General features: G+C 56.7%; 6 protein-coding genes and 2 pseudogenes. 4 read left to right on the top strand and 4 right to left on the bottom strand.

Annotated elements, in window-relative coordinates; all coding sequences use genetic code 11:
• Window positions 1-184: 184 nt before the first annotated feature.
• The gene (locus C8D99_RS05740) at window positions 185-1,549 is read left to right on the top strand and encodes a hypothetical protein (RefSeq protein ID WP_133957167.1); all 1,365 of its coding nucleotides are present in this window, start codon (window positions 185-187) and stop codon (window positions 1,547-1,549) included.
• A 75-nt stretch (window positions 1,550-1,624) separates the two neighbouring features.
• Here C8D99_RS05740 and C8D99_RS05735 read toward each other — a convergent pair.
• Window positions 1,625-2,197 (bottom strand): annotated as a pseudogene (locus tag C8D99_RS05735) (integrase core domain-containing protein); the annotation flags it as partial.
• Between the two features lie 346 nt (window positions 2,198-2,543).
• Here C8D99_RS05735 and C8D99_RS05730 point away from each other — a divergent pair.
• Window positions 2,544-4,160, top strand: a complete 1,617-nt coding sequence (locus tag C8D99_RS05730) for a hypothetical protein (protein WP_208321099.1) — start codon at window positions 2,544-2,546, stop codon at window positions 4,158-4,160.
• Window positions 4,161-4,254: 94 nt separating this feature from the next.
• On the opposite strand, the pseudogene C8D99_RS15755 reads toward C8D99_RS05730, so the two are convergent.
• Window positions 4,255-4,518 (bottom strand): annotated as a pseudogene (locus C8D99_RS15755) (IS481-like element ISGme9 family transposase); the annotation flags it as partial.
• Between the two features lie 353 nt (window positions 4,519-4,871).
• Here C8D99_RS15755 and C8D99_RS05720 point away from each other — a divergent pair.
• Entirely contained in the window at window positions 4,872-5,972 is a 1,101-nt protein-coding gene (locus C8D99_RS05720) for a pyridoxal phosphate-dependent aminotransferase (protein WP_166670029.1), read from the top strand.
• A gap of 71 nt (window positions 5,973-6,043) precedes the next feature.
• On the opposite strand, the gene C8D99_RS05715 is transcribed toward C8D99_RS05720, so the two are convergent.
• Together C8D99_RS05715 and C8D99_RS05710 are read right to left on the bottom strand one after the other, a co-directional pair.
• The gene (locus tag C8D99_RS05715) at window positions 6,044-7,132 is read right to left on the bottom strand and encodes a YkvI family membrane protein (protein ID WP_243833841.1); all 1,089 of its coding nucleotides are present in this window, start codon (window positions 7,130-7,132) and stop codon (window positions 6,044-6,046) included.
• 380 nt (window positions 7,133-7,512) lie between these two features.
• Entirely contained in the window at window positions 7,513-10,722 is a 3,210-nt protein-coding gene (locus C8D99_RS05710) for a glycosyl hydrolase (RefSeq protein WP_243833846.1), read from the bottom strand.
• A gap of 314 nt (window positions 10,723-11,036) precedes the next feature.
• On the opposite strand from C8D99_RS05710, the gene C8D99_RS05705 reads away from it, so the two are divergent.
• The gene (locus C8D99_RS05705; RefSeq protein ID WP_166670027.1) at window positions 11,037-12,200 is read left to right on the top strand and encodes a pyridoxal phosphate-dependent aminotransferase; all 1,164 of its coding nucleotides are present in this window, start codon (window positions 11,037-11,039) and stop codon (window positions 12,198-12,200) included.
• Window positions 12,201-12,361: the final 161 nt, after the last annotated feature.

Raw genomic sequence — 12,361 nt, 5'->3', positions numbered from 1 at the left:
ATCCCGGAAACTCCTGCTTGAACGAGCGCGTTACATTCTCCCCGAGAGGTACCTTCTCCGGACACTGTTCTTTTGTGCCCCGTTTCTGTAGAATGAGCAGATCTGAACCCGCCCACCCTTCCGGCAGCGAAATATCTCCCGGGTCTGGGTTTGTTCAGCCAGTCCGGTTATTGGGGGGCACTGAGTGAAAATCGGATTCGTAATTCCACGACATACATATTACGAAAAAACCCATGCCGTCATGGAAAAAGACTACCCTCAGCACAAGGCGGAATACCTCCTCTACGACAATTACACAGAGGCTCCCGACCTTCTGCGGCAATGCAGGGAGCACCTTGACGCGGTGATTTTCGGCGGTGTCGGCCCCATGGAATACACGGCGGAACGTCTCCCCCAGCAGGCCATCTGGAGCGCCATACCAAAATCGAGCAGCGCGCTGCTCCGCGCCCTGATGGAGGCTGAGCAGAGAGGCTGGGATCTTGCGCGGATCAGTTTCGATTCCTACAGCCCGGATTTTCTCGGGGAGGTGTACGAGGAGATCGGTTTTCCTGAAGGGAAACACAGGGCGTTTTACACTACCGGGATAATTTCCCATGAGGTGAGCCGGAATGAAAGCACTCTTCATTTTCATTCCGGGCTTTTCTCCAGGGGGGAAACAGACGGCTGCATAACGGTCCTGTACTGGGTTCATAAAAAACTGACCGAAGAAAAAATACCCTCCATTCTCGCCTATCCCCCGAAAAACAGCATCCGGCAGCAGGTTGAGTTCGTCATGCAGCTGCACGCCGCCAGGAATTCCCTTCCTGAAAATATCGCCGTCTGCCTTATCAGCATCGATTTTCCGGCGGAGTATTCAGCAGCTCTTCAAAGCGACTACCAGTTCATGATCGATCGGACAAACATCCTGAAGCAGGTCTACCGTTTTTCGGAACAGCTCATGGGAACCGTCGTGGAGCTTTCTCCCCGGGAATTCATGATCCTGTCCACCCGGGAAGTTATTGAGATAGCCACCGGGCAGTACCAGTGCTGGGAAATAATTGACTGGATGCAGAACAACAGCCTCCAGGCGATGTCCATCGGCGCCGGCTGCGGAAGCACAGTGGCAGCGGCAAGAAAGAATGCCGGAAAGGCGATGATGAAATCGCTGAACTACAAAAAGAATACCGTTCATGTTCTTGAAAGCTCGGAAAAGATCATCGGGCCATTTTTCGGAAAGAAAGCCCCCCCGACGGCCAGGGATTCCATTGCGGACCCCCACGTGCTCGAGAAGCTGCTCAGGGTCGCCGACCGGTCAAAACTGAGCGTCAACACCGTCCATAAAATATACTATTTCGTCCAGTGCCTCCAGCACCGCCATTTTGTCCCCAAAGAACTGGCTGATTTCCTGAACATCAGCCGGAGAAGCACGGACCGGATCCTGGAAAAGCTGGAGAACAGCGGCTATGCCTTCGTAACGGGGCGTCGCATGAACAAGACGAGCGGGCGGCCGGTACGAATAATGCAGGTCCATTTTGACGGGGCCTGCCTCCCGGAGGACCGGGAAGAATAAGACTAAATGTTAAGTGCCAGCACATCGTAGACAAAAAATGTGCCACCACATCGCAGATTGGTATTCTTTTTCGCTTTATCGCATATACTCTATTTGCTTCATCAGTTTTCCGTCATGAGAAATTGTAAGCTTCTGCTCCTTGACATCTATAGTGGCGACGGCATATTCGAACTCCAGTTCCGGCGGCACCGAAAAGCTCTCTCCGAATATGTTCAGCCTCAAGTCGCTTCGGATCAGGCGCACGAAATGGTATCTGCCCTTTTCCGGTTCTTTCCGCCAATCCGGCGGAGGCGCCTCCGGATCGGGGAATCGAAGCGTTCTCTTCATCGAGGCCAACGCTTTCACCGGAGTCTTTCCGCCGATCTTGCTGTAACGCCACGTGGTGTTGTGCCTGTTCTCGAAAGCAAGAGACCCGTTCGTCAACTCATCTACGGAGAACATCTCGACCTTGCCGAGAAAACTCTGCTGGAAAAAGTCGTTGAATCGCTCCACGCTTCCGTTCCTCCATGGCTCCGACGGCGGAATGAACCACGGCTCCACCCCGCTGTGCAGGCAGAGGCGGATAAGAGGTACCATGCTTCGCGGATATTTGGGACTACCGGCGAAGGTGAAGGTATTGTCCACCTGGACTCTGTCCGGAATATCCATTCACGCCTTGCCCCAGGACATAAAAAAACCGATTTTCACCGGGTTTTCTCGCTTTTTGATCCTCTGTTTTTTACCTGTTTCTTTGTCTCTGGTGGGGCTAAGGCTCCAGTCTAGAAATTCACGACTCAACAATTCAGCACAGAGGCTGTTTTTCGTTGCTACTCCTAATAATTCACCATCCCTAAGGCTGTTGTGAGCTAATATCGGATGTCCGCCACCTTCTCACAATTAGGATTCTTCGTAACACAAAGGCGCGCATGTAAATTGGTTCCGCCTTAGCGTAGTCTTTTTGTTGAAGTAAAAATTGGCAAGGCTGTCCAGAGTTGCTGCCACATCAAGATGCTCCTTGCTGACTCCAATTGGAGGCGAGATGATAATGGGGGTCTTTTTCAAGAATTTCGGAATGGATATTTTTGCCCAAGAACAATACTTCGCTTTTTTGACGAAGTGCGTATGCGAAGAGGGGAAAATATTTCCCGGATACGCATGCACGTACTTTTACAAAAATTTCGGCCGGGCCGAGACGATAGTCACCGTAGCCCCGGATGCGGAGTCGGAACAGAACGAGGTGTTGGGATTCAACACGCATATCATGGGGAATTGTTTCTGGAAACTGAGAGTGTCCACGATGGGGATAGGCAGCAAAAAACATGATCCGTATTCCTATTCCGTGATTTTCAACGACATGGACGGGCACGGTTTGATTCCGATCAATATCATTCATGCCGACGTGATACCGAGTTTCCTGAAAGACGACGTAGTCCGCATGCAGGTCTGTGCCTTCCCGCTGTTGATACATTACTTTCAGGATGATTCGAAATGTGACGATTCGAATATGGAAACGGTAATGGGCAAGAAGTTGGTATTGAGCGAAGGCGTGTTCCCGATAGGGTTGTTCGGCGAGGATGAAGCGAACAAGGACGTCTCGATTCTCAAGGGAAAAGTTGCGGCGGTTGAAGAATATAAAGTCCCCGTTGAAGGAAGCGAGGAGAATTTCTTTTGTGTCACGGTCGACACCCCGTACGGACCTATCGATATTGCGCATACTGCCGATTTTGTGATTCCCGAAGAACGATCTCTCATCCGAAAAGGCAGCATCGTCGAGACGTACTGCGTCATCTCCGGTGACGTCGCCTTGGACGACTACCAGTCGGGTGCCGTCTACGACGAGGAAAACGAATTACGGCTGCTGAGGAGCTGTATTGAGCATGGAGATTTCGAAAGGATGACCGGGGCGCTTTCCGAGAACGCCATATACAAGAATGCGGTCGGTCCAGCCCAGATCATCCATACCCTGAAAGGGATCAACGCTCAAATCGATAGAGAAGTTCGGGAAAAGGGACTTAGGTATTATTCCTATATGGGGACCTTGGCGAAGATAGAAAACGACCCGGACGGTGTTCAGAAGTATCCATTGGGCAGGAGATGTGTAGTCCTTGCAACGCCTGAAACTGATAATTATAATGGATTTTTGTTAATAAACAGAGACATAGAGGGGAAAATAAAAGAAATAGAAACTTGCACTAATAAAAATTACCGTTTCAGACTGGACAAGATTCCTGTTTCCAAAATGCCGTACGATGATATTGACTTTAAGCCGATTCAATTAGAACGTGAAGAATCTGAATGGTTAGATTTGATCAGCGAATGTTTTAGTAATTTAAGTTTTGATAGTAGCGAATTCTATTTTGGAATGGAACCTGAGGCAGAAATATATTTAGTCGATGATGATGGCAAAAGTGAATGTATTTTAAAAGATAAAGAACAAGTATTCAAATACATGGCAAACAAAGTGGAAATGATGCGGCGGAAAGATGTGAAGCCGCGAAGCGAGATCGTTGAGGCACCTGGAATGGACGAAAAGCATGGAGTGATGGTCTCGGGCGGGGAGGAAAAGTTTCTTTTGACGATCGATATAAGCGAACAAAAGCGATTGATCAGGATGAAGATCGCATATCGCTGAGTACTCAAAGACACAAGAACGGATGTTCTCCGTATAGGGAAGCGTCCGCACCCCCTTGTCTGAATTCAACTTTTGCGAAAAACTCTTGACACTACCGATGGGTGTCGTTGAACCCGGCGAAAGGAAGAGCCGGATACGGAGTTCCCTTGGGGGAATAGCGCCCCGTTCTTCGATGGGTCAGTTCGTTCCGCGCGAGAATCCTGTTGATGGTGCGGAACGACGGAAGGGGCGAAATGCTCAGGCTATCCTCTAGCTCCCAGAGGATAGCCTGAGCACCGCAGAAGACTTCTTTGTTGTAGAGGTTGAGACGGACAAGCTTCACGATCTCCTCGATTTCATCAGGCGTTCTGTTGGCGCAGTTTTTCGGACGCCGGGAGGTGTCCTTGTTCCATAGTTCTTCGTTGTCACGGTGCTCCTGGTGTTATAGCCCTTTGTGGAGCCAGGCTCTCGATTTGCCGACTGAAGCGCAGATGGATTCAGGCTTTTCACCGTTTTGAAAGCGTTGAACGGCCAGATTTCTCTGCTGCTCATCCTTATTTTTTATGGGTTCCACCTCGGTAATATTAGGATACCCATGAAGATGAAGCGAAATCAAAACTATCGCAAGAAAAACTTTTGTAAACGATGTCCTGGCACAAAAATCAGTCTACGATGTATTGGCACTTAACAACTAAAAAAACAACCCCGCGGGGAAATCGAGGAGTGTTGTGCATGTGGAAAGGGAAACTGCAGCACCGGCATCTGTCAACGGGACAGCAGGGATACGCATCTGCCCGCCCGCCCGTGTACCCGGAAGGGATCGAGATTATCGACTGCGCCCTGGGAACGAACCCCCTGGGGACGCCTCCATCCGTCCGCCGGCTTCTTGAAGGGCTGAAGGACGTTTCCGTCTCCGGCTACCCCCAGCCGGAACCGGAAAACCTGAAAAAAACCATCGCCTCGAAATACGTCTCCTGGCAGGTCCTTCCGGAACAGATCCTTGTCGGCGGAGGATCCATGGGCGTCCTCGTCACTCTGTCACGGCTTCTTCTCGGCCCCGGGGCATCCTTTACCGGAATTTCCCCGCAGTTCACCGACGCCGTTCTGCAGGCGCTCTTCACCGGCGCTTTCTACAAGCCTCTCCGGCTGAGAGGCCCGGACTTCTCCATCGACTCCGCCATGCTGGAGCGGCTGACCGTGCAGGGACACCCGCTGATTTACCTTGACCGCCCAAACAACCCCACTGGACAGGCAATTTCCCTCGGTTCGGCGGAACGGCTTGCCCGGGAGGCCATGGAGAGGGGAACCTGGGTCATCATCGACGAGGCATACGGAGACTTTCTGCCCGACGAAGAATCCGCGGCATCCATCGATCTGCCCAACGTCATCACATGCCGGTCCTTCTCTAAGGGGCAGGGCGGCGCAGGGCTTCGGGTGGGCTTCGCCGTCTCCCGAAGTCCCGAGCTTGCGGCGGCATTCAGAACACTCCAGCCGCCTTTCGCCGTCGGGACTGTGGACTCCCTTCTGGCGGAGGCCATTCTGCAGGACGGTTCCTTTCTTGAAGAAACGAGGACGTACGTCCGGACGGCCAAAGAGAAGATGACCGCCGTTCTGGGGGGGAAAAAAGACCTTTCCGTTGCGGAGACGGACCCCAGGGTTCCCATCTGTCTCCTGACCCGGGAGTCTGGCGACCTCGCGGCCGGGCTGGCGGCGGCGGGCATCTCCTGCGAAGCGGGATCGGGGTTCTTCGACCTGGATGAACGATCGGCGCGGCTCCGGGTTCCGTCTCCGGGGCAGCTGGACGAGTTCCTCCGGCGGATCGCCTCCTTGTGATTCCAGTAAAGAAGCCCCTCCGGTTTTCACCGGAGGGGCTTCTTTTCGTACGTCCGAAAAAGCAGCTGATACTACTGTCCCTGTTTGGAGAGCTTATAGAGGCCCAGCGTGAAGAGGGCGACTCCCTGGAGGCCGAAAAACACCCAGCTTATGGTGCCGTATCCCTGGGCTATCAGGCCGATCAGGCCGAAATTGGAAATGAAGAGTCCCATCAGGGCGAGGAAGGCTCCCACGGCGCCCCTGGCCGCCTTGCTCATGCCGACTCCTCTTTTTTCAAGAAGGGTGGCGTTGATCCTCTCGTTGATGGAGTGGAAGAACCCGACCCCGGTCTCGATCATGGTTCCGAAGAGAACGATAAGCCAGACGGGCAGAAGGAACTTCACCCCAAGCTGGGCGATGATGCCGTTGGAGGGGATCTCCATGGAAAGAACGTCCGGGTAGAATCCCGTCATGACGATATAGAAGAACACCCCGGGAAGGATGCAGATGAAGGCCGCCATTATGCCCGAAATAACCGCCTCTTTCCGGCTTTCGAGATAGTTCAGCGAGAAGAGCACCGTGGACGTTACGGCAATATTGTAGAAGGCGTATTTGAACCCGCCCATCTGCCACCCCGGCTTCACCGTGTCCGCCGCGAAATTGGCGGAGATGGCGTCACCGAATTTGGAGAACCCAAGGTAGAGAAATACCGCGAAGACGACGTACAGGAGGTAAGACCACCAGGAAAGAGCCACTTCGATGGTCTTGCTTCCGCTGTAGGTGAGGTACGCCACGAAAACGAGGAAAATACCCGAGCCGACGAGAGGCGGAAGGCCGAAGGAATCCCTCAGGATGCTTCCGGAGGCTGCGCCGACCACTCCCATGATGAGGCAGAGGAGCACGATGAAGGCAATTTCGTAGATAACCCACCCCGGGCCGATGAGCTTTTCAAAGAAGGTCCGGTAGTCGTAGGCCTTGAACACCCGGGCGAATTCAAAGCTCAGGGCGAAGAGCGCCGCCCAGAGGACAAAGGTCAGCCCCATGCCCATGAGCCCCCCGGTAGGACCATACTGGCCAAAATACTCAACCAGTTCCCTTCCTGTGCCGTAGCCGCCGGCAACAAGCACCGACTGGGCGATAAATCCCGGCAGCAGGTACTTTTTGTACCATCCGTAGTTCATGAAAAAACTCAGCGGACCGCCTTTTTTCTCGTTCTCCATCATAAATCCCCTCCCTGACAGGATGTGTACTCTTTCCCTTTCATGGCTGACCGCTGCCCCTCCCGGAAGGAGCAGTGACAATAATGCCGGCATGAACATTGTCATGAAGGAGAAAGGCCGGCTTCCGCTATCTCAGCCCGTTAACAGTATCCGCGGATTTTCCGGAACGGGTCCCGGACCGGAAAAGATGCGGATAATCTTAGAACGGCCGGTTTCACCTGTCAAGCAAAACAAATAAATCTGAAAGAAAGGGCACTCTGCGGGACAGTCCCGGAAAAATCATTTCCTTTGCCCCAAAACACCATCGGGGAACCAGCACCGCGGCCTCTTCACTACGGAAATCAGCGGTTCCGTTCCCTCAGCAGGAGCAGCAGCGGAAGAAAAAGCACGAGCCCCGTCAGATTGAATGCCCCGGCAGTGCACCCTCCCCCCGCCCCGTCCGATGTTTCATGAGCGTAGGCCAGGGGGGGCACCTCCAGGGTATTTCCGTCGGCGAAGGTCACCAGCAGGGGCGACTCTCCCGGGTTGTAGGCCGTATACACCCTGCCGCCCCGTCCGTCCAGGAAGCTTGCCGCCGACGTGTGGTTCGCGTCGTTTTCCCAGTGGTGGGGCACGCCGTGGGCAAGAAGCGTGTCGATCCACCAGTATACGGCGCCCCGGGAGGTGTCCTGGAGGATCAGGTTGTTGAAGGCCGGAGTGGGGATCTCCCACTGCATTTTCCACGAGTCAAGGGGCAAGGCTCCTCCTCCGGCCGGGGTGATGAGGGCTCTCGGGTCGGCGGTGTACCTCGCCGTCATGGCCTGGAGCATGAGCAGCTTGTCCCTGTTGCTGGGGGATGTGCCGCCGTCGGCCAGTTTCGGCAGGTCGTTGTCCAGGTAGCCTGAAACGATAGCGTCCGCGTTTCCGGGCGTGGAACCAAGGTACAGGGACGACCCCGTAAACGGAAGTATCTGGATTCCGAGCTTCAGCAGCGGGGGATTCCCGAAGTCCGTCTGGTACGTCATTTCGTTCTGGTTGACCTGGGAGACCATGGAGGGCACATAGGGCTTGGGAACGGCGTCGGACTTCACCGAATACTGCCGGAAACTCAGGTGAGGCCTGAAGTCCCCGTCATCGGTCAGGCCGAACCAGTAGAATTCCGCCGCTCTCGCCTCGGAGGCGAACATGTAAGCCGCCCACCGCTCCAGGTCACCGTTCTCCCCGTTCTCGGGATAGTTGAGCTGCGACCAGAGAAGTATGGCGCCCCAGGCCTGGATGGCCTCGGGTGTGGACTCCTGCTGCCCTCCCTGGTTGCCCCTCGACGAGCCGCTGGCCCATGAGTGCCCCGCATAGGGGCTGAAGTGGCGGAGGAAGGGGAAGTCGGGATCCGCTCCGCTCCCTTCGCGGCTCGTGTTGGCAATGTTCTTGATGAGCATCCGTATCATGGGGGCGTAGGAGGATGCCCACCCCCTGTTGGCAGGATCATCCGGGTGGGTCTTTTCCCACCGGGCGATTTCGGCCGCTATTTTGATGAAGTAGCCGTAATGGAAATGGTGGTCGTTCAGCAGGCTGTCCGCCGCAAATCCGTCCTCGGGGGTCGGGAGAAGGGCGCCCCACCTGGAATCGTAGTAGAAGAGGTGCTGTGCCGCGTTCTTGAGGGCAGTGCCGTCCTTCGTGGCTTTCAGCCAGCCGGCCATGGATTCCGACACGGCGGTGTACATCTCCCTGGCAGCCTGGTCCGCGTCCGCCGGCCTGGAGGCCGTGTCCCGGATCATTTCCGCCGCCGGGAGGAGCATGGCCAGGCGGTACATCTGCTGGGCGCCGAAATAGCTCCCCTGGGAAAGAAACCGGGGATTCTGCGAATCCAGCGCCTGGCGGAGGTACGCAGTCATGCGGTCGGCCTTCTGGCGGTCAGGGGCGTCTATGGGAGCGGGAAGGCACGGGGGGACTTCAAGGACGTTCACGAAGGAATTCCCCGAGGCCAGGAGCAGAGGGCCCTTCAAAGACGGCCAGTGCCACCCCGTCCGCCATGAAGCGGAGGAGACCTGATTCATCGACTGGTCAAGGATGTTCACCCGGGACTGGCCCAGGTACTGGTGGGGGTACATTGCCCGAAGGGGACCCCCTGCCGCAGGTGACTCCGTGCCCACGGGGGCGGTGGTGTAGGCGCAGGTCACGGTGATGTCGTGGCCGTCCGACTGGGGTGCGTATCCCGGAGTTACCCGGGTGTCGGTGACTTCAGCGAAGGCATGCCCCGCGAAATGGGCCAGCAGGTCCTTCACCTTCTGCTCGTCCGGCTCGTCGTAGATACCCTTGCCCCATGGATAGGGCAAGACCGCCACGGCATAATAGGTTCCCGCCGAACATTCCGCCGTGTTCAGGACGTTCCGCAGCTCCTTGGCGTTGGCCGTCCAGGTGACGGTGCCGTCCGTCACGGTTCCCCCCGCCGACGCGGGCCATGCGGGCTCCGACGCCCCGCTGGTCCCCGCCCCGTTGGCGGTGTAGAAAAAGCCGTTGGCTGCCGAGGGTTCGACAGGGTTTCCCGGCAAGTAGGCATGAGAGGCCGTCCAGGCTGGAAAGGGCCCCCGAATTTCGGAGTTGTACTGGGTATCCTTGAGCTGCCATGTCGACCCGGAGGGACCGAAGACGGCGTAGACGGTGTAGGTGGCGTATTCCTTGGCATCCGCGGGGGCCTGGGGTTTTCCGTAGGGCACCTTGTTGACCACGGCGAAGGCAGCCGAAGGAACGGCCTGAGCCAAAGCCTGCCCGGCGTTGAGGGAAAAGCTCGCGCCCTGGAGAGGAATGACCTTGCCCACGTTCCATGTCCGGAAGGTCACCTGGGGCCTTCCCGATTGGGTCTTCACAAGGAGGAAGGGTGATCCGGCCCCGGCGGTCACGTCCAGCCGCTCCGCCGGTGCCGCGGACGTCAGTGAAAAGTTGACGAACCAGTCGCTCCACCCCGTCACCTTCACCTGCCCGAAGGAAGCTGAATTCCACCCGGCCTCTGTGGACCCGAGATACATGTCCTGGTCGAAAAAGGCGTTGAAATAGGGGGAAATTCCCTTTCCTCCGTGGGCATCGTCACCCACCACCTCGAGCATGAAGCCTTCCCCGGCCGTGAGGATGCCTCCTTTGACGGCCGCTCTCCGGCTGTCGGGAATGTTGAGTGATACCGCAACTCCGCCCTTCTGGGGCTGGAAAACCAGGGGTTCGCTGAAGACCTGCCATGAAAGGCCCCTCATGGATGGAAGGGCCGCAGGGTCGGGCAGGTCCGCGGGATCGAGCCACGCCAGGGGGGTCCACCAGTCGGCGGTGGGAACCTTCCGCGAACCGGGGGCATCCGTGTTCGGCCCCACGGCGGGAGGTACCGCCCGGACAGTCCCCGAGTCTCCTCCGGGATCCGCGTCGGAATGCTTTCCCTCCGCGGGGACCGTCACGGCATAGCTGCCGTCCCCCCCACCGGGGGGAGACACCCATAAAGGAACAGCGTACAGGGGCTCTCCGAGAAACAGGGACAGAAGAATCGCCGCCGGAACAGCCCGAAATACGTTCCGCTTCGCTTCCTTCAACATCTTGCTCACTCTCCAGGAAAAAAGGATAAGGGACTGACCGTGATTCTTCCGCATTGAAACAGGGGTCTGACTTTTGGGAATCATACGGCACTTATTTATTTTTCGCAATATATACATTTTGCCCCTATACCCTGCCATTCCCGCATTTCTTCCGCCGGCGGAACGGAGTCGCCCCTGGAACAGTCTCTCCCGGCCGGACGTCCCACCCGGCCTTTCAGAGCGAAAAGGACGGGTGTTGTGGCCCGCTCCCCGGTGATGTATCATATCAGCGAAAAGAAGCGATGCCGAAAGATAACCAGCAAGGAGGACATTCCATGTCAACAGTAAAAATTGCGCGCCGTTTTGCCTCGCTCCAGCCCTCGTCCATGATCAAAATATTCCAGGCCGCCTCGGCCGTGGAGGGCCTGATCAACCTGAGCTTCGGCGAACCGGATTTCCACACCGAGCCGGAGATCGTCGACGCCGCGGCGAAAGCCGCCCGGGAAGGGTGTACCCATTACCCTCCCCTCCAGGGCTTCGAGGATCTGAGAAAGGAAATAGCCGCCTACTGGAAGCGCCATCACGGACTGGAGACGGACCCCGCGGACATACTGCTCACCGTGGGAGGGCTCCAGGCTCCCCACCTCTGTTTCCAGGCCATGCTCAACCCCGGCGACGAGGTTCTGGTGGCGGAGCCCTGCTTTTCCGCCTACTTCCAGCAGGTGGAGAACAACGGCGGCGTTGTGGCGCCCGTACCTTCCAGGGAAGAGAACGGATTCTTCCCCACGGCGGAGGATTATGCACAGGCGGTGACGCCGAGGACAAAAATCCTGGTGGTCAACTCCCCCTGCAACCCCACGGGAGGGGTGCTGACCATGGAGCAGGCCCTGGAGATCGCCGACGTGGCGGTACGGCACGATCTTTTCGTCATCTCCGACGAAATTTACGAGGCCTTCATTTACTCCGGCAAGCACATTCCACTGTCGTCCCTTCCGGGCATGAAAGAGCGCACCATGACCGTGGGAGGATTCTCCAAGAGCCACTGCATGACCGGCTGGCGGATCGGCTACGCCATGGGCCCGGCGGAACTGCTGAAGGTGATGACCACCCTGTCGGTCTCCCAGACCTTCGGCGTCAACACCCTGGCCCAGAAGGGCGGCGCCTTTGCCCTGGCGACCCAGGACGAAAAGGTGAAGGCCCGCACGGCGGAATTTGAAAAGCGGGTCCGGTACTGCGCAGGACGGCTGAACGCCATGCCGGGAGTGTCCTGCCCTGAAGCGAAGGGAGCCTTCTACCTTTTCCCGGACATCTCCGGGACGGGCATGACCGACGAGGAATTCGCGTGGTGGCTTCTCGAGGCGGGCAAGGTAGCGGTCATCCCCGGCACCGCCTTCGGCGCGAGCGGAGCCGGGCACATCCGCATCGCCTGCACCCTTTCCATGGAAGACCTCGGGAAAGCCATGGACAGGATGGAGGAAGCGCTGAAGAAGAGAGGCTGACGCCCGGTATTGACGGTTTTTCGCCGGGCTGTGCTTCCGTTCTTCCGGGGAGCTTTCGGGCTCCCCTTTGCTTTTCCCGCTGAAGAAACCTTTCGGGGAAAAGTCAGGAAATCCCCATGTACACCTGCACCGGAATGTGGTAGAAACAGTCCATCCATGTT

This window comes from Aminivibrio pyruvatiphilus, from assembly GCF_004366815.1.
GTDB lineage: Bacteria > Synergistota > Synergistia > Synergistales > Aminobacteriaceae > Aminivibrio > Aminivibrio pyruvatiphilus.
The sequence above is the reverse complement of the archived record's forward strand: the minus strand, read 5'-3'. Positions and strand labels throughout refer to the sequence as shown.

Excerpts from the sequence above, each read along its gene's own strand:
- C8D99_RS05705 (WP_166670027.1), top strand. The coding sequence starts at position 11,037 with ATGTCAACAGTAAAAATTGCGCGCCGTTTTGCCTCGCTCCAGCCCTCG.
- C8D99_RS05710 (WP_243833846.1), bottom strand. The coding sequence starts at position 10,722 with ATGTTGAAGGAAGCGAAGCGGAACGTATTTCGGGCTGTTCCGGCGGCG.
- C8D99_RS05715 (WP_243833841.1), bottom strand. The coding sequence starts at position 7,132 with ATGAACTACGGATGGTACAAAAAGTACCTGCTGCCGGGATTTATCGCC.
- C8D99_RS05720 (WP_166670029.1), top strand. The coding sequence starts at position 4,872 with ATGTGGAAAGGGAAACTGCAGCACCGGCATCTGTCAACGGGACAGCAG.